Origin of the sequence: Streptomyces sp. NBC_00984, assembly GCF_045162475.1 — a bacterium.
Taxonomy (GTDB): domain Bacteria; phylum Actinomycetota; class Actinomycetes; order Streptomycetales; family Streptomycetaceae; genus Streptomyces.
Genome location: NZ_CP108734.1, coordinates 4,005,780 through 4,024,044, shown reverse-complemented (window position 1 = coordinate 4,024,044; position 18,265 = coordinate 4,005,780). Strand labels below are relative to the sequence as shown.

The window sequence follows — 18,265 nt, the reverse complement described above, 5'->3', positions numbered from 1 at the left end:
GACTGCTTTCTGGCAGAGAAATAGGGATGCGGGGCAGGCGTCAGTACCGACCCGACAACTCTTCCAAGGCGTCCAGGGAAGATGCCGCCTGGGGGGTGTCCTCAACGATCACGCCGATTCCGGGTCGGGCCGGGTGCTTGGCCAGCCAGTCCAATGCCGCGAGCGGGGCGAGCCCTTGTCCGTGGGCTTCTCGCAAGGCCAACAGCCAGGCCGCTCCCACATCGAATGCATCGTCTCCGGCTGCGGTTCGAGGGATATAACCGGCGGCGGCATCGCCGACGGAAGCCCAGAGGAATCCGAGCGTCCTTCCGTCCCGTTGAATGGTGAAGTACCGGACCGAGTGCTCGGTGATCTGTTCGTACTCGTCCTCGGATTGCGGAATGCGGGACTGCAGCAGGCTTGCCCGGTTGAGCCCTTCGAAGGTCCCCCAGGAATCGTCGTAGGCAGGACCTTCGTCCCGGAGGTCATTGAAGCCGGTCTCGCTCGGTGCTGCGTAGTGGTTCTCGTCTCCGGGTACGGGCGCAGTGCCGAGCAGTGCCGAGATGGCCTGGAGTGCGGCAGCGAGTCGGGGAGCGTTCGCCGCGTACACCTCGGGCTGTTCTCGGTTGCGTGTGTCCATTGTCAGCCAGGCGTCGGAGTACGTCTCCAGCGTCACAGCAAGCAGTCTGCCGCCCCAAACTTCCAGATGGATTGCGAACAGCTTCTCCGCGCGATACTTGAATCCCGGCTCCAGCCACAAGCCAGGGCATTCGACGCGGATGATGGTGATGAGGTCCCCATCAAACGCCTCGGCTTGCGCCACGGTCTGTGCGAGGGCCGATCGCGGAGCCAAGGGGGTCGTCCCTATGCGCAGGCCCCTTGCATCGAGGTGGATATCGCGCGGATTGTTCCGGTTCATGACCCGAACGTTGGCCTTCCCTCCGGGCAGAGCGAGCTCTCGTTCAGCCAGCTCGTTCCAGATCGCTGCCGCGATCTGTGCGGCACGGGTGGGCCGAATCTCACCACTGTCCGCAGTAAGTTCCCACGTCCAGTCGCCAATGGGCGTCGAGGTGATCACAACATGTCCTTGGGGTCGAGCTTGCTGCCGGGCGGGATCACGAGGGTTCCATCCTCCAGGCGTACGACGAATGCGATGCCTTCACCCTTCGGTCCACTCCCGCCGCGGTGGATGTCCATCAGGGCATCGTATGAGCCGTTTGATATCCAGTCCGCGCGAGTTCCTCGGCCACCGTCCACGAGCAGCACGTGGTGGTCCGCTTCGGCTCTCGCCAGCTGAAGCAGGTTATGGCCTCTGGTGATCTCGCTGACCTCATCCATGGGGTTGTTGAGGTGTTTCATCTGGTAGGCGTAGACGGCACCGGACTCGTCCTTGATGCGGACGTCCATGTCGGCACCGACCGGAACTTTCTGCTCGAAGTCGATGGCGTGCCCGGGCACGCCACTCCTGACCAAGTCGTCCGCAAAGATGATTTGGTCGGCACCGGGTTGGAACATTTGCTCCCTTTTTGCCCCCAGGGAGGATATGACGTGCCCGAACTTGTCACTTTGGTCGAATTGCCCAGAAGCAATGACGTTGGCGACCCGTTGGCCGTCGGGTTCCGAAGCGAGCCGGTCAAGCACCCTGTCAAGGACATTGGGCTTCGGCCGTTGCGGGCCAGGAATTCCCTTGATCGCGTCACGAACACGTTGCTCTGTCTCGCCCCCGCGAACCATGGGTTGTCCATCGCCGTCCGGTGATGGACCGTCGGGCGTCGCCGGAACATCCCCGTCGGACCCACCGTGGCCGCCAGAGCCGGGGGATGCGCCCGCTCCGTCCGGAACACCGTCATGAGGATGGCCGTCCGAGCCCCCGAGTTCCCCATCCTGGAGGCCATTGGGGTGCCGCCCTTCCGTAGCTTTCCCAGCATCGGTCTCACCGGATTGGCCGCTCTGCCTCTCACCCGCCGAATCAGCGCGATTACCGTTTTCGCCGCGTAGGTCATGGCTCGCTTGTGGCGACCTGTGGCCGCCTGCATGTGCAGAGTTCTCGCTTGTCCGCGCGCCCGCACCGACCGGTTCGCGGTCACCGTTCGGCCGGCCGGCGCCCCGTTCGGCGGCGGAGGGTTCGTGCCTGGCCGGGGTCAGGTCGGGTTTGCCGTCGGGGCCCAGGGGGACGAACTTGCCGTCCTTGTCGACCCGGAAACGGTCGTTCAGGTCGAAGGCTCCGTCGGGGAACTTGGTCTTCGGGATCTGGAGATGGTCGCTGACATTGGCCAGGACCTGGGAGACCTTGGGCAGGCCCGAAAGCGCCTTGGCGGCCTTGAACGTGCCGGAGAGCGGGTCGAGGGCGTCGCCGATCTTCGCCATGGTGCCGGCGGCCTTCGCGATCGTGCCGCCCTTGCCGAGCTTTGCGGCAGCGGCGAAGGGGCCGGTGGCGAGGGTGAGGATGTTGAAGGAGACCACGGCGTGGGCGCGAGCGGGATCCTCGTTCGCCATGTCGTACGCGATGAACTGCTTGCCGAACTCCTTCGCGTACGCCTTGCTGTCGCGCTGCCAGTCGGACAGGTGCTCGTCCTGTCCGAACAGGTCCATGCCGTAGGCGTAGCCGCCGACGGCGATGCGTCGCAGGCCGTCCCAGGCCTGGTCGCGCGCCTCGCCCCCGTGAAAGCCGACGAGGGTGCCCAGGCCGTCGATGCCGCCCCAGATGCTGTCCTTGGCTATGCCGTCCCACGCCCAGCTCTTGGCCCCGTGCCCCCACCACTCCAGGCTCCAGCGCTCATAGGTACGTCCCTCGGGGCTGCCCCACGGCAGGTCTTTCATGTCCTTGAGCGCGCCGGCGTTCTGGCCGTACATGCCGAGCCCGTGGGTGCCGTCGTCCACGATCCACGCGGGGCGGCAGACAGCGGGGCTGATCGCGTTGATCTTGTTGGCCGCGTTGCGTTCGGCCTCCTGGAAGGCCGCGCGCGCCGCATCCACGCCGTCCATCAACGCCTGGTGCTGGTCGGTCTTGTTCTTGTCCTCGGTCCAGTCGTCGTCGCCCCGGACGCCGTCGACGAAGTCGATCGCGTCCAGCCTCAGCTGCTTGAGCCGGTCGGCGTGCGGCTTGGCCTCGTAGATGAACGTGTCCAGGGCATCGGCGAGCGACTCGATGTTCCCCGCGAACTCCTCGGCCGTGTCCATGACCGGCTGGGTCGAGGAGAACAGCTTCTCGGCCTCGGGCGCCTTGTAGTAAGCGGCCGTCGCCTGGAAGCGGGAATGGACGTCCTTCCCGCCGTTCCGGATGCCCGTGGCATGCGTACGCAGACCGGACGCGGTCTTCTCCAACTGGCCGAAGTCACCGGTGTACTGAGGTATCCCACCCGGTTCGATCACGTCGGCTACTCCCCGCCCCGGTGGCCGGGCTTCTGCCCGACCGCCCTGATCTCGGCAGGGGTCGGGGCCTTCGCTGCCTCGCGCTGGGCGCGGGCGGCCATGGCCAGATCGCCCTCGATGTACTCGGTGGTGGCCTTGACCGTGCCGTCCATCGACTTCTTCGTGCGGGCGGCCATGAACCTGATCTGCTGCTGGGTGTCCGAGATGAAGTTCGCCACCGCGGCGCCGACCGGTCCCGCCGGTGCCTCGCCGCAGTACGGTCCGCTGATCGTCCCCGCCTGCAGCGCGGCGTCCTCCACGCTCTTGCCGTAGCCCCTGACGCCCTTGCTCAGGTCCTCGGCGGCCAGACCCACCAACGACAGAACGGACTCCACCCCGCTCGGCCTGATGTCCCACCCCGTCATGCCATCCCCCTGCATCCCCCGGTCAATACGTTGCGTCAACTGCGCCCGGCGACATGCGTGTCACGGGCGACAGGATCTTCATCTGTATCAGGGGGTTCGTAGCAGTGGCAACGCACTTCAAGCCAAACGCGTGTTGGATTGAGCACGCAACGTGGTGGCGGAGTGTCGTGGCGACCGAGCCCTGCTACCGGGTGGGCAGCTGGGACCGCCTTTCCCATCTCCTGCTGCCGCCCCGCGAGGCGGTGGTCGGATGACTGGCCGGAAAGGCAGGTGGCGTTTGCGCTAGGGAAGAGGGTTGTGGGTTTCCGACCCCGCTACCGCTTCGGTGAGCCCGCGCGCACCGAGCGGATCACGCCCGCCGCCGCGATCAGGAAGCCGACGCCCATCAGCATGCAGAGCGACCAGGCGATGGACGGAAGCGGGTGGGTGCCCAGGAAGAGGGGGGCCATCGTGGCCAGGGTGGACAGTGCGCCGATGAAGAAGACGATCGCGCCGATCCGGACCAGCCGGTCACCTGCGCCAGAAGGTGTAGTACTCACCCCGTCAGGGTAGTTCCCGGCGGCGGCGGACAACCCCGCGGCCAACCCCGCCGTCAACACCGCAGTCAACCCCGCGACGACCGGTGCACGAAGCAGGCGCCGTTTCCGGACAGAGTCCGGATGACCAGGCTTGACGAGGGGTACTCCCCCTGGGGAGGCTGCTGCCAGCAGGGGAGCACCACCACTGGATAGCCTGACCTGCTGAGGCTTTGTTCCGGCATACAGGTTGCATACGGGTTGAGATGGGGTGCGTGCTTTGCCGACTGGCAAGGTCAAGTGGTTCAACAGCGAGAAGGGCTTCGGCTTCCTCTCCCGCGACGACGGCGGCGACGTCTTCGTGCACTCCTCCGTGCTCCCCGACGGCGTCGACGCCCTCAAGCCGGGCCAGCGCGTCGAATTCGGGGTCGTCGCAGGTCAGCGTGGAGACCAGGCGCTCTCGGTGGCGATACTGGACCCGACCCCCTCCGTCGCGGCCGCGCAGCGCCGCAAGCCGGACGAGCTCGCGTCCATCGTGCAGGACCTGACCACCCTGCTGGAGAACATCACGCCGATGCTGGAGCGCGGCCGGTACCCGGACAAGGCGGCCGGCAAGCAGATCGGCGGCCTGCTGCGCGCGGTCGCCGACCAGCTGGATGTCTGATTCCGCTCGACGTGTGATCACGCTGTTCGACGTGTGATCCCGGGCGCGGCTCGGGCGAGCGCGCGGCTCAGACGAACGACAGCGCGTCGGGGCCGAGGGGCGGTACCAGTCCCTCGGCCGCCGCGCGGGTCAGCAGCCCGCGGATCGCCGCGTAGCCGTCCTCGCCGAGGTCGGCCGTGAACTCGTTGACGTACAGCCCGATGTGCTGGTCCGCCACGGCCGGGTCCATCTCCTGGGCGTGCTCCAGCACGTACGGCCGGGACGCCTCCGGGTCGTCCCAGGCCATCCGTACCGAGGTGCGCACCGACTCGGCGAGCCGCTTCAGCGTGTCCGCGCCCAGCGACCGCTTGGCGATGATCGCGCCGAGCGGGATCGGCAGCCCGGTCGTCTCCTCCCAGTGCCGGCCCATGTCGGCGAGGTTGTGCAGCCCGTAGTTCTGGTACGTGAACCGGGCCTCGTGGATGACGAGACCGGCGTCCACCTTCCCGTCGCGCACGGCGGGCATGATCTCGTCGAACGGCATCACGACGATCTCGCCGACACCGCCCGGCACCACCTCGGCCGCCCAGAGGCGGAACAGCAGATAGGCGGTGGAACGCTCGCTCGGTACGGCGACGGTCCGGCCCGTCAGGTCCGTGTCCGCCCCGTCCCTCGTGAGGACGAGCGGGCCGCAGCCCCGGCCCAGCGCCCCGCCGCACGGCAGCAGCGCGTAATCGTCGAGCACCCACGGCAGCACCGCGTACGAGACCTTGAGGACGTCGAGCTCCCCGCGCTCGGCCATCCCATTGGTGATGTCGATGTCCGCGAAGGTGACGTCGAGGGCGGGCGCGCCGGGGACCCTTCCGTGCGCCCAGGCGTCGAAGACGAAGGTGTCGTTCGGGCACGGCGAGAAAGCGATCCGCAGCGGGTTCCGCAGCGGGTCAGGAGTCGTTTCGGTCATGGTGGGTCCAACCTTCCAGTACGGGTACGAGCTTCCCGAACGCCTCGGTGAGCGCGGCCAGCGCGTCGCCGATGCGCCAGGCGTCCCGGTCGCGCGGGCCGACGGCGTTCGAGACGGCCCTGATCTCCAGGACGGGCACGCCGACGCGCTCGGCGGCCTCCGCGACCCCGAAGCCCTCCATGGCCTCGGCTCCGGCCTCCGGGTGCGCGGCGAGCAGGGCGGCGGCGCGTTCGGCGGTGCCGGTCACGGTGGAGACGGTGAGGATCTCGGCGGCGAGCGCGCCGGTCGCGGCGGCCACGTCCCGGAACAGCGACCGGGGCGGCAAGTGGTGGTCACGGCCGAAGCCCAGGCCGGTGACGGGTACGAAGCCCTCGGGGGTCCCGGCGCCCAGATCGGCGGCGACGATGCCGCTCGCGACGACGAGCGAACCGACCGGGGCGACGGGTGCGAATCCGCCGCCGATGCCGGCCGAGACGACGAGGTCGTACGGCCCGGAGGCGAGACCGAAGGCCGTCGCGGCCGCCGCGGCGGCCGGTCCGACGCCGCCCGCGAGGACATCGAAGGGCCCCACGCGGTGGAGCTCGGCGCCCGGCACGTGACGCGCCCGCGCCTCGGAAACGTCCCCGAACGCACGCGTGACCGCGTCCCGTTCTGCTGGGACAGCGGTCACGACGAGCACACGCACGGGGGAAGCCTCCGAGGGCAGGAGGGGGTCAAGAGGGTGTCAGGAGGACTTCTTCAGCTCGAAGTGCCAGACGCCGGTCAGTTCCTTGCCCTTGGTCTCCACGATGCTGATCTGCGTCTTGTTCGTGGTCTCGCCGGTCTGGCTGGAGAAGAAGGCGCTGCCCGGGATGGACCGGTAGGTCTTCTTGTACGGCTCCTGCTCGGCCTGCTGGCCGTTGATGAACAGGGTCCAGCCGTTGTCCGCGATCTCGGGATCGACGCCGAAGTGGACCTTGTCGTCCATCGCGACCTCGACGGACTTCTCCGCCTTCTTGTTGAGGCAGCTCTGGTACTCGGACTTCTTGAGCGGCTTGCCGTCGTTGTAGCAGGCCGCCTCGGAGCTCACCGAGTTGCCGCCGACCGTTACGGTCGCGAGCGGCGTCGGCTTGTCGCAGGCGGAGAGGACAAGGAGTCCCGCGGACACGGCACCAAGAGCGACGCCGATTCGGCGGCCCTTACCGGAGAAGAACGCAACGGTCATGGGCCGAAGGCTATCGGTCGCTCCGGCTCACGCCACGCGGGGGTGCGGCGAGCCGCGTCGTGCGGCGCCCAGCAGACCCCGTACGGACGTTGCGGCACCGAGGGCGAGGATGGCCGCGGCGACCGACATGCCCAGTACGCCGTTGAGGGGGAGGGCGATGCCGATGCCGCCGCCGACCACCCAGGCCATCTGGAGCACGGTCTCGGACCGGGCGAACGCGGAGGTGCGCACCTCTTCCGGCACGTCGCGCTGGATCATCGCGTCCAGCGAGAGCTTCGACAGGGCCTGGGTGAAACCCGCGGTGGCGCTGAGCGCGGCGACCATGACCGTGCTGTAGAAGAGCGCGGCGAGTACGGCGATCCCCAGGGCCAGGGCCAGCACCGACGCGACGATCACCTCGGGGCCGCGGGCCCGGAGCCAGGAGCCGACCGCCGTGCCGAGCGCGTTGCCGACGCCGGCCGCGACGCCGACGATGCCGAGCGAGATGGCGGCGCTCTGCCCGGCGAGCGGGTACTCGCGCAGCAGGAACGCCAGGAAGAAGATCAGGAAGCCGGAGAGCGCGCGGTGCGCGGTGTTGGCCTGGAGCCCGTTCAGCACGGATGGGCCCACGGACCGCAGACCGGGCCGCTTCTCGCCGTTCCGCTCCCGGCCCCGCGCCCTGCCCTTCCGGGGCTCCTTCGTCCCGACGGGGGCCGCCGTGCCGTGCGGCGGCACCAGCTGGGCCTTCCGCTCGCCCTTCGAGGAGTCGACCTTGGGCGGCAGCGTGAAGGCGAGAACGGTCCCGCCGATGAAGATCGCGCACGCGCCGTACAGCGGCCAGCCGGGCCCGACGGTCTGCAGCCCCGCCCCGATCGGGGCGGCGACACCGGTCGCCAGCAGCCCGGCCAGGGTGACCCGGGAATTCGCCTTCACCAGGGAGAAACGGGGTGGCAGCAGTCGCGGCACCACCGCGCTGCGCACGACCCCGTACGCCTTCGAGCAGACCAGGACGCCCAGCGCGGCCGGATACAGCTCCAGGCCGCCGGTGGCGACCGCGCCCGACATGGTGAGCGCGAGCACCGCGCGGGCCAGCATCGCACCGGCCATCGCGGCGCGCCGGCCGTGCGGCAGCCGGTCCAGGAGCGGGCCGATCACGGGGGCGAGAAGGGTGAAGGGCGCCATGGTGACGGCGAGGTAGAGGGCGACCCGGCCGCGGGCCTCGTCCGTCGGCACGGAGAAGAACACCGTCGAGGCGAGCGCGATCGTGATCATTACGTCACCCGCGCCGTTCACGGCATGCAGTTCGATCAGTTTGCCGAGCCCGGACTCCCCGGCGCCATGGGCGTGCGTCACCTTCCGGATGCCCCTGGCGGTGCCGGTGAACGGCAGGTGGAGGGCATGTCCGACCGCCCGGCCCGTCCTGCGGAGCGGGCCGGGTCCCTCGTGCGACCTGGCGGAAGTCACCTCGTCATAGTGCCCCAGTCCCGGTGGTGGCGAACCGGCATCGGCACGGGGCGCGATGCACTCCGCCCTGTCGGGCCAGTGATCCGTCCCGGCCGGGCGGGGCGGGCCCGGCCCGGAGCCGTGGCCGTTCGTGGGCGGCCGAGGGCCGGTTCTCCGTAACGGATTCGCAGGGGATTCGCAGGGGATTCGCCGGGGACACGACACCGGATACGGCCTTGTTTGGGACGGGCAGGTGGGCGGGGGGCGGCGGAGAGGGTAGCGTGCGTAGCGCGCCACCGGCGGTTGTTCTCGGCCGCGCGCCTCTCGGCGATCCCGCAGAATGGGTTGCAGAAGGTGTGCCCGAGGCAGGCAGCAACGGGTGTGGACGTCGACGCGGCCCTCAGGTCCGCTCCGCCCGCATCCGTCATGGCCGAAACCGATGGATGTGCTGGCGCGCTCGTGAGACTGGCGTAGGAGAGAAGCGAGACCTGTGAGTGCTGCGACGACGCGAAGCCGTACGGCCCGTACCCCTGTCCCCGACCGTCTGTGCGCCGAGGCGGTAGACCTTGCGCGCGCGGCGGCCGAGGAGGCAGCCGCGCCGGGGGCCGTGGGTGAACATGTGGCCGTGGTCTCCGAGGGGGACCGGGTCGTCACGCACTTCTTCGAGTGCAAGGAGCCCGGCTACCGGGGCTGGCGCTGGGCGGTGACCGTCGCTCGGGCCTCCCGCGCGAAGTACGTCACCCTCGACGAGACGGTGCTGCTGCCCGGCAGCGATGCGCTGCTCGCCCCGGAGTGGGTGCCGTGGAGCGAGCGGCTGCGCCCCGGCGACATGGGGCCCGGCGATCTGCTGCCCACCGAGGCGGACGACATCCGCCTGGAGCCCGGCTACACCGGCGAGGACGAGCCGCCGCCGAACTCCGCGGTCTCCGAGGTGTCGCAGGAGATGGCCGACCTCGTCGACGTGGAGGACGCGGAGCTGACGACGCGCCCCTCGACGACGAGCCGGGGCTCGATCGCGGCGGTCGCGGACGAGCTCGGCATGCGGCGGGCGCGGGTGCTGTCCCGGTACGGGCTGCATGCGGCGGCCGACCGGTGGGACGAGGCGTTCGGCGCGAAGACGCCGATGGCCCAGGCGGCGCCGGCCTCGTGCGCCAGCTGTGCCTTCCTGGTGCCGCTGGCGGGTTCGCTCAGGCAGGCGTTCGGGGTGTGCGCGAACGAGTTCGGTCCGGCGGACGGGCGGGTCGTGTCGCTGGCGTACGGGTGCGGTGGGCATTCGGAGGCGGCGGTGATGCCGAAGCCGCCGAAGCCGGCGCCGCACGCGCTGGACACGATGCAGGCGGACGAGTATCCGTTGCGGCCGGCCCGGGATTCCGGCTCGGTCCCGGCGGAGCCGGACGCGCCGACGGAGGACCTCGGCCACTCGTAGGCGGTGGCCGGAGCTTCCGGGGGCCCCGCGCCCGAGGGCCCTCGGGCGCGTCCGGCGAACCGGGTCCGTCTCAATCGCCGGACGGGCTTGAGCGGGATGCCGGGCGCCCCGGCGACCGCCCTGTCCTCAATCGCGGGACGGGCTCGATTTTGCCGCCTGCCCGGGGATCTTCCCGCCCGCCTGGGGAGTTTCCTGCCCGTTCAGGGATTTTGCCGCCCGTTCAGGGATTTTCCGCTCGTTCGGGGATCTTCCCGCCCCCGGAGACTTTCCGCGCGTTCGGGTATTTCCCGCTCGCCCGGCGATTGAGGATCGAGGACGGAACCCTTGCCGTGGTGGGCGGCGCGACGGGCTCAGCCCTTGGGGGCGGAGCCAAGGGCTTGAACCGGCCGATGCGCTGTTCCGCGGCCCCCGTCCGGCGCGAGGACCCGGTACCTTCGGGCGCACACTTGGCGGCATGGGCAGTGCGTAACCGGAAAGAGCGGAGTCAGAGCGTGAGCATGAATGCGACCGAGGGGGCCGATCCGTTCGGGACCGCACGGCTGCGGCGCGGTGTGCTCGACGCCTGGGGCGCCGGCCCCGCCAGGTTCCGCGAGGACGCCAACGCCGAGGAGGACCTCGCGCTCGGCGGCTACCGCGACCGCCTCGTCGTCGAGCTGGCCCAGAACGCCGCCGACGCCGCCGCCCGCGCACAGGTCCCCGGCCGGCTCCGGCTCACCCTGCGCCCGGCGACCCCGGACACCCCCGCGGTCCTCGCCGCCGCCAACACCGGCGCGCCCCTCGACGCCACCGGCGTGGAGTCGCTCTCCACCCTGCGCGCCTCCGCCAAGCGCGAGGGGCACGAGGGAGCCGTCGGCAGGTTCGGCGTCGGGTTCGCCGCCGTGCTCGCGGTGAGCGACGAGCCCGCCGTCGTCGGCCGGCACGGCGGCATCCGCTGGTCCCTCGCCGAGGCCCGCGACCTCGCCGCACGGGCGGCCGTCGCCAGCCCCGGCCTCGGCGACGAACTGCGCCGCCGCGACGGCCACGTACCTCTGCTCCGGCTCCCGCTGCCCGCCGAGGGCACCGCACCCGACGGGTACGACACCGTCGTCGTCCTCCCGCTGCGCGACGGCGGCGCCGAGGACCTCGTGCTCCGGCTGCTCGACGCGGTCGACGACGCCCTGCTGCTCACCCTGCGCGGCCTCGACGAGATCGTGATCGAGACCCCGGGCTCCGTACGGACGCTGAGCCGCTCCGAGCACGGCCCGTACACCCACGTCGAGGACTCCGCGCACGGCACGAACCGCTGGCGCACCGTCACCCACCACGGCCCGGTCGAGCCCGCCCTGCTCGCCGACCGTCCCCGCGAGGAACGGCTGCGCCCGCACTGGTCGGTCACCTGGGCGGTCCCGGTGGACGCGGAGGGCGCCCCGGTGCGCCCCCGCACCCTCCCGGTCGTCCACGCGCCGACGCCCACCGACGAACCCCTCGGCATCCCCGCGCTGCTCATCGCCTCGCTGCCGCTCGACACCGCCCGCCGCCACTTCGCGCCGGGACCGCTCACCGACTTCCTGGTGCAGCGCGCCGCCGACGCGTACGCCGAACTGCTCGCCGGCTGGCAGCCGGTGTCCGTCGACACCATCGACCTCGTACCGGGGCCGCTCGGCAAGGGCGAACTGGACGGTGCGCTGCGCGGCGCGATCCTGGAGCGGCTGCCGCGCATCGCGTTCCTGGCGCCCGCCGCCCCGCGCGACACCACCGCCGAGGCGGTCCGGTGGGACAGCTGGGACGCGCAGGCGGACGGCCTCGCCGAGGCGGACACCACGGCGCTGCGGCCCATCGAGGCCGAAGTGCTGGAAGGTGTCGGCGCCGAGACGGTACGGGTGCTTGCCGAGGTCCTGCCGTGTCTGCTGCCCGCCGGACTGGAACGCCGCAGCGAGCTGCGCACGCTCCAGGTCGCCCGCGTCCCGCTGACCGAGGCGATCGACCGGCTCGCCGGTCTGGAACGCGACCCCGGCTGGTGGCGGCGGCTGTACGACAGCCTGTCCGGCATCGACCCGGACCGCCTCTCCGGACTGCCCGTGCCGCTGGCCGGGACCCCGGAGACCACGGACCCCGGCACCCCCGCCGTGCCCCGCACCACCATCGGGCCCCGCCAGGTCCTCCTCCCGCTCCCCGACGCAGCTGCCGGACCGGTGCTGGAACGCCTCTCCCGGCTCGGGCTGAAGGTCGCCCACCCGGACGCCGCCCACCCGCTGCTGGAGAAGCTGGGCGCCCTGCCCGCCACCCCGCGCGCCGTGCTGACGACCCCGCAGGTGCGGGCCGCCGTCGCAGGATCGCTGGACGCGGGCGAGATCTGGGACGAGGACGCGCTGGACGGCGACGAGCTCGCCGAGACCGTCCTCACCCTCGTCCGGGACGCCGAACTGGCACCCGGCGACGAGCCCTGGCTCGGCGCGCTCGCCCTCCCCGACGAGGACGGCGAACCGGCTCCCGCCGGTGAACTCGTGCTGCCCGCGAGCCCGTTCGCCGCCATCATGCGGGAGGGCGAACTGGCGCTCTGCGACCAGGAGCTGGCCGACCGCTGGGGCGAGCAGCCGCTCACCGCCTGCGGCGTGCTGGCCACCTTCGCCCTCGTACGGGCCACCGACGTGGTGCTGGACCCGGACGAACTGGAGCCGCGCGAGGGCGACTTCGCCGAGCCCGACGACGCCGGTCTGCTGGACGCGGTGGACGTGTGGTGCGAGGACATCCTCGACCAGCTGCCCGACACCCCCGTGCCGCCGGTCGCCACCGAGCTCGTCGCCGTCCGTGATCTGGACCTGGTCGACGACGACGCCTGGCCGCAGGCGCTCGCCATGCTCGCCCGGCCGCCGCTGCGCGACGCGCTGACCCAGCCGGTGCGGGTGCTGCTGCCGGACGGCACCACGCAGTCGGTGCGCCCCTACACGGCCTGGTGGCTGCGCGACCACCCGGTGCTCGACGGCCGCCGTCCCGCCGGGCTGCGGGCCGCGGGCGGCGACCCCCGGCTGGCCGGGCTGTACGACTCCGCCGACGCGACCGGCTTCGACGACGCGCAGGTGCTGCGCGCCCTCGGCGTACGGACGTCCGTGGCCGCCCTGCTGGACGAGCCGGGCGGCGCCGCCGAGCTCCTCGGCCGGCTCGCGGACGAGGACCGCCCGGTCGGCCCCGTACAGCTGCACTCCCTGTACACGGCCCTGGCCGATCTCGACCCGGAACAGGTCACGCTGCCGGACGAACTGCGGGCCGTGGTCGACGGCGAGGTACGGGTCGTCGACGCGGCGGACGCCGTGATCGCGGACGCCCCCGATCTGCTGCCGCTCACCGATGGGCTCCCGCTGCTCCCGGTCGCCCCGACGCGCGCGGCCGAGCTGGCCGAGCTGTTCCAGGTGCGCCGGCTCGGCGAGAGCGTCGAGGCGGAGGTGTCGACGGAGGGCGAGGAACATCACGTACCGGACGCGGTACGGGCCCTGCTCGGCGCCGGGACTCCGGACGCGTACGTCGAACACGGCGAACTGCGCGCGGGCGGCGTCGAGCTGGACTGGCGCCGGGCCCCCGACGGCACGGTCCACGCCGCCACGCTGGAGGGCGTCGCGGCGGGCCTGGCCTGGGCGGCGGGGCAGTGGCCGCGCCGCTTCGAGGTCGCGGCGCTGCTGGAGGATCCGTCCCGTACGGAGGAGCTGGCCCGGGACCGCTGGTTCGACTGACGGGCCCCGACCGATGCACAGCGGGGCCGGGCATATGAAATGTCCGCGAGAAATCCCCAATCACCGCACAACCCTTCACGTTTGAGGATGGTCTCGTCTGTGAAGCCATCAGGCTTCGCAGACGATCTTGGGCCTGCGGGCGGTCATGCTCCGCGGGTCCCTTCTCCAACTTGGGGAATGAACATGCGCATTCGTGCCACCGTGGCAGCCGTCAGCGGCGCCCTGGCTCTTTCCGCCCTCGTCGTACCGTCGGCCGCCCAGGCCGGCGACGCGCACGGCGCGATCGGCTCCGTCGCCGATGCCGCGCGTGCGGCCCAGTCCGACTCCGCCGTGCAGTCCGGCGCGAAGTCCGGCGCACGCTCCCTCGCGGTCGCGAACACCGCGGGTCAGCTCAACCTCACCTTCTCCAAGTTCACGGTCAACGGCGGCAAGCCGATCGCCGTGGGCACCGCCGCCACGAAGATCGTGCCGACCACGTTCACCGTGACGCACGGCGCCGACGTGAACATCTTCGCCTCGAACTTCGAGCTGGGCGTCGGCCTCTACCGCGGTTCGTTCGACACCCCGGCGAACGAGCTGTACGGCGATGTCGCCCCCACCTGCAAGAAGGTTTCCTCCACGGTCGCCACCTGCACGGGCCGGATCGCCGTCTCGCCCGTCTACGACCTGATCGGCAACTCCGACGCCACCACGTGGAAGGGGATGGGCTTCGCCGTCGACTACAACGGCGAGAACCCGGACAACCCCGACCCCTCCAAGATCGGGTTCGCGCTCCAGGACGGCCTGGGCAGCACCAGGGTCCAGCGCTTCTCGAAGCTGACCGTCGACGCCGCTCCGGAGCCCGTCAAGAAGGGCAAGACCATCACGGTCACCGGGAAGCTGTCGCGGGCCAACTTCGACGACCTGAAGTACCACGGCTACGCCACGCAGTCCGTGAAGCTCCAGTTCCGCAAGAAGACCAGCTCCACGTACACCACGCTCAAGACCATCAAGACGAGCAGCACCGGCACCCTGAAGACCACGGCCAAGGCCTCGGTCGACGGTTACTGGCGCTACAGCTTCGCGGGTACGGCCAGCACGCCGGCCGTCACCACCGCCGGCGACTTCGTCGACGTGAAGTAGCCCCACCAGGTCCCACCAGGTCCCACCGGGCCACATCGGCCGTACCGGGCCGCAACCGTGGCCATCCGCGGCCATCCGCGGCCATCCATGGCCACCTGTGATCACCCGTGAACAGCGGGATCCCTCCGCGAGGGGTCCCGCTGTTCACGCATCCGTCCCGTGCATCCCCATCCGGCCCCCAAGGCCTTTCTCCACGGAGAAACCCATGCGTATACGTGCCACTGTCGCCGCAGCCTCCGGCGCCCTGGTCCTGTCCGCCCTCGCCGTTCCGGCGGCGCACGCGGCAACGGCCGATCCCGTCATCTCCAAGGTCACCGTCAATGGTGGCAAGGACGTCGTCCTGGGGACGACGGCGCCGAAGACCGTCACCGTCTCGGTCACCGCCTCGCACGCCTCCGGCATCGAATCCGGCTGGCTGCTCCTGTGGCACGGGAAGGACCTGGACGAGGGCCTGGACGGCGTGCTGACGCCGAACGAGGACGACGCGACCTGCAAGGCCGCCAGCGCCACCACCAGCACCTGCTCGCTCACCATCACGATCGACCCGAGGGTCGACCTCACGAAGAACGTGCAGGCGGGCTCCTGGCGCATCCTCACGGGTGCGGAGGCCAAGGACGGCTCCAGCACGTACTACGACTCCTACGCCACGGCGAGGATCCAGCGGCTGTCCAAGCTGACCGTCAACGCCTCGCCGGAGCCGGTGAAGAAGGGCAAGACGATCACGGTCGCCGGCAAGCTGTCGCGGGCCAACTGGGAGGACCACGCGTACCACGGCTACACCGGCCAGTCCGTGAAGCTCCAGTTCCGCAAGAAGACCAGCTCCACGTACACCACGGTCAAGACGATCAGGACGAACAGCACCGGGAACCTGAAGACCACGGCCAAGGCCTCGGTCGACGGCTACTGGCGCTACAGCTTCGCGGGTACGTCCACCACCCCGGCCGTCACCACCGCGGGCGACTTCGTCGACGTGAAGTAGCGGCGGCGCGGGGGACGGAGCCCTACACCGGGAAGCGTCGGCCGACCAGCCGCCAGGCGTACTCCAGGCCGGCCGACGCCACCACCGCGATGCCCACCGCGGCCCACGGCATCGTCGTTCCCACCAGCTTCAGCGCGAAGAAGTCCTGCAGCCACGGCACCACCAGCACGACCAGGAACGCCAGGCCCATCGCCAGCACCAGGCCGATCCGCCACCAGGTGTACGGGCGGGCGATGATCGCCAGCACCCACATCGAGACCAGGAACAGCGTGAGCGTGGCCGCGCTGGTCTCCGCTTCGAGGGCGCCCGTACCCGAGTAGTGGTGCCGGGCGATCAGATACGTCACGAAGGTGGCGACGGCCGCGATGACGCCCGACGGGATCGCGTACCGCATGACCCGGCGCACGAAGTGCGGATGCGCCCGTTCCTTGTTGGGGGCCAGCGCCAGGAAGAACGCCGGGATGCCGATCGTCAGCGTCGACAGCAGGGTCAGATGGCGCGGCAGGAACGGGTAGTCGACCTGGAAGCAGACCACCAGGACCGCCAGCAGCACCGAGTAGACGGTCTTGGTCAGGAACAGGGTGGCGACCCGGGTGATGTTGCCGATCACCCGGCGGCCCTCGGCGACGACGGACGGCAGCGTCGCGAAGCTGTTGTTCAGCAGCACGATCTGGGCGACGGCCCGGGTCGCCTCGGAGCCCGAACCCATGGAGACGCCGATGTCGGCGTCCTTCAGCGCCAGTACGTCGTTGACGCCGTCGCCGGTCATGGCGACGGTGTGGCCGCGGGACTGGAGGGCGGCGACCATGTCCCGCTTCTGTTGCGGGGTGACCCGGCCGAAGACCGCGTTCTCCTCCATGGCCGTGGCCATGTCGTCCGGGTCGGTGGGCATCCGGCGCGCGTCCAGAGTGTGCTCGGCGCCCGGCAGACCCAGCTTCCCCGCGACCGCGCCGACGGAGACCGCGTTGTCGCCGGAGATGACCTTGGTGGCGACCCGCTGGTCGGCGAAGTACGCCAGAGTCTCCCCGGCGTCGGGCCGCAGCCGCTGCTCCAGGACGACCAGCGCGCTCGGCACCGCCCCGGCCGCGATGTCCGGCCCGTCGAGCGCCCCCTGCGCGCGGGCCAGCAGCAGCACCCGCAGGCCCTGCTCGTTGAGCTGCTCGATCTCGGCGAGCGCCGGGTCCTGCTCGGGCAGCAGCACATCGGGGGCGCCGAGCAGCCAGGACGACTCCCGGCCGCCGCCCTCGTCGAACGCGGCGCCGCTGTACTTACGGGCCGAGGAGAACGGCAGCGTCTGGGTGCACAGCCACTTCTCGCCGTCCGGGTAGGCGTCCACGATGGCCTGGAGGCTGGCGTTGGGCCGCGGGTCGGACGAGCCGAGGGCGCCCAGCACGCTGCGTATGTAGGTGTCGTCCGTACCGCCCAGCGTCCGCACCTCGGTGACGTCCATGCCGCCCTCGGTGAGGGTGCCGGTCTTGTCCAGGCAGACGACGTCGACCCGGGCCAGGCCCTCGATGGCGGGGAGCTCCTGCACCAGGCACTGCTTGCGGCCGAGCCGTACGACTCCGATCGCGAAGGCGACCGAGGTGAGCAGCACCAGGCCCTCGGGGATCATCGGGACGATGCCGCCGACGGTCCGGGCGATCGATCCCTTGAGGTTGTTGTCGTTGACGACGAGCTGGCTGATGACCAGGCCGATCGCGGTCGGCACCATCATCCAGGTGACGTACTTGAGGATCGTGGAGATGCCGGTGCGCAGCTCGGACTGGACGAGGGTGAAGCGGGACGCCTCCTCGGCGAGCTGGGCGGCGTAGGCCTCGCGGCCGACCTTGGTGGCGGTGAAGGCGCCGCCGCCGGCGACCACGAAGCTGCCGGACATCACGAGGTCGCCGGGCCGTTTCAGCACCGGGTCGGCCTCGCCGGTGAGCAGCGACTCGTCGATCTCCAGGCTGTCGGCCTCGGCGACCGTGCCGTCCACGACGGCCTTGTCGCCGGGGCCGAGCTCGATGAGGTCGCCGAGGACGATCTCGGAGGTGGAGATCTCGGCCGCGACCCCGTCGCGGCGCACCGTGGGTTTCGCCTCGCCGATGACCGCAAGGCTGTCCAGGGTCTTCTTGGCCCGCCACTCCTGGACGATGCCGATGCCGGTGTTGGCGATGATCACGAAGCCGAAGAGGCTGTCCTGGATCGGCGCGACGAACAGCATGATCAGCCAGAGCACGCCGATGATCAGGTTGAACCGGGTGAAGACGTTGGCGCGGACGATCTCGCGGACGGAGCGGGACGAGCGGACGGGTACGTCGTTGACCTCGCCGCGGGCGATCCGCTCGGCGACCTCGGCGGGGGTCAGCCCGCCTGGGTCCACCGCCGGGGCGGGCAGCTTCACCGGGTGGACCGGGTCGAGCTCGGCCCCGGCGTCGATCATGGCCGAACCGGGGTGACCGGTGGAGCCGGTTGCTTCGGGAGTCTGCTCGCCGAAGGGATGGGATGCCCGCTGCGTCATGGTTTCGACGGTACGGGGGGATGGTCCGGTT

The 18,265-nt window shown here is 70.8% G+C and carries 14 protein-coding genes; 5 read left to right on the top strand and 9 right to left on the bottom strand.

Going from position 1 to position 18,265, the window contains the following annotated elements; genetic code table 11:
• Window positions 1-40 precede the first annotated feature (40 nt).
• From OG520_RS17680 to OG520_RS17665, 4 genes are all read right to left on the bottom strand, one after another.
• On the bottom strand, window positions 41-1,057 hold the full coding sequence (locus tag OG520_RS17680) for a hypothetical protein (protein WP_406013800.1): 1,017 nt from the start codon (window positions 1,055-1,057) through the stop codon (window positions 41-43).
• Complete coding sequence (locus OG520_RS17675; RefSeq protein ID WP_406013799.1) at window positions 1,054-3,351, bottom strand: hypothetical protein; 2,298 nt, start codon at window positions 3,349-3,351, stop codon at window positions 1,054-1,056. The genes OG520_RS17680 and OG520_RS17675 overlap by 4 nt, the downstream gene beginning before the upstream one ends.
• Window positions 3,352-3,356: 5 nt before the next feature.
• The gene (locus OG520_RS17670; protein ID WP_406013798.1) at window positions 3,357-3,755 is read right to left on the bottom strand and encodes a DUF6507 family protein; all 399 of its coding nucleotides are present in this window, start codon (window positions 3,753-3,755) and stop codon (window positions 3,357-3,359) included.
• Between the two features lie 314 nt (window positions 3,756-4,069).
• Window positions 4,070-4,294 (bottom strand): hypothetical protein, encoded by a 225-nt coding sequence (locus OG520_RS17665; RefSeq protein WP_072485777.1) that lies wholly within the window; start codon window positions 4,292-4,294, stop codon window positions 4,070-4,072.
• Between the two features lie 256 nt (window positions 4,295-4,550).
• Here OG520_RS17665 and OG520_RS17660 point away from each other — a divergent pair, with 256 nt between their 5' ends.
• Complete coding sequence (locus tag OG520_RS17660) at window positions 4,551-4,934, top strand: cold-shock protein (protein WP_037692759.1); 384 nt, start codon at window positions 4,551-4,553, stop codon at window positions 4,932-4,934.
• 67 nt (window positions 4,935-5,001) lie between these two features.
• Here OG520_RS17660 and OG520_RS17655 read toward each other — a convergent pair whose 3' ends face one another.
• Genes OG520_RS17655 through OG520_RS17640 form a run of 4 tightly spaced genes read right to left on the bottom strand, consistent with a single transcriptional unit; the run spans window position 5,002 to window position 8,521 of the window.
• Window positions 5,002-5,874, bottom strand: coding sequence for a 1,4-dihydroxy-6-naphthoate synthase (locus tag OG520_RS17655; RefSeq protein ID WP_399331293.1), 873 nt, complete (start codon window positions 5,872-5,874; stop codon window positions 5,002-5,004).
• Window positions 5,855-6,559, bottom strand: coding sequence for a futalosine hydrolase (locus OG520_RS17650; RefSeq protein WP_406013797.1), 705 nt, complete (start codon window positions 6,557-6,559; stop codon window positions 5,855-5,857). The genes OG520_RS17655 and OG520_RS17650 overlap by 20 nt, the downstream gene beginning before the upstream one ends.
• A 39-nt stretch (window positions 6,560-6,598) precedes the next feature.
• Window positions 6,599-7,078, bottom strand: a complete 480-nt coding sequence (locus OG520_RS17645; protein ID WP_266415952.1) for a DUF2771 domain-containing protein — start codon at window positions 7,076-7,078, stop codon at window positions 6,599-6,601.
• A 27-nt stretch (window positions 7,079-7,105) separates the two neighbouring features.
• Entirely contained in the window at window positions 7,106-8,521 is a 1,416-nt protein-coding gene (locus OG520_RS17640; protein WP_399331297.1) for an MFS transporter, read from the bottom strand.
• Between the two features lie 469 nt (window positions 8,522-8,990).
• Here OG520_RS17640 and OG520_RS17635 point away from each other — a divergent pair, with 469 nt between their 5' ends.
• From OG520_RS17635 to OG520_RS17620, 4 genes are all read left to right on the top strand, one after another.
• Window positions 8,991-9,926, top strand: a complete 936-nt coding sequence (locus OG520_RS17635; protein ID WP_406013796.1) for a DUF3027 domain-containing protein — start codon at window positions 8,991-8,993, stop codon at window positions 9,924-9,926.
• 497 nt (window positions 9,927-10,423) lie between these two features.
• Window positions 10,424-13,630, top strand: coding sequence for a sacsin N-terminal ATP-binding-like domain-containing protein (locus OG520_RS17630; protein ID WP_406016509.1), 3,207 nt, complete (start codon window positions 10,424-10,426; stop codon window positions 13,628-13,630).
• A 183-nt stretch (window positions 13,631-13,813) separates the two neighbouring features.
• Window positions 13,814-14,752 (top strand): hypothetical protein, encoded by a 939-nt coding sequence (locus tag OG520_RS17625; protein WP_406013795.1) that lies wholly within the window; start codon window positions 13,814-13,816, stop codon window positions 14,750-14,752.
• Window positions 14,753-14,957: 205 nt separating this feature from the next.
• Window positions 14,958-15,731, top strand: coding sequence for a DUF5707 domain-containing protein (locus OG520_RS17620; protein WP_406013794.1), 774 nt, complete (start codon window positions 14,958-14,960; stop codon window positions 15,729-15,731).
• Between the two features lie 22 nt (window positions 15,732-15,753).
• Here the strand turns inward: OG520_RS17620 and OG520_RS17615 are convergent, their stop codons facing one another.
• Complete coding sequence (locus OG520_RS17615; RefSeq protein WP_406013793.1) at window positions 15,754-18,234, bottom strand: HAD-IC family P-type ATPase; 2,481 nt, start codon at window positions 18,232-18,234, stop codon at window positions 15,754-15,756.
• Window positions 18,235-18,265 lie beyond the last annotated feature (31 nt).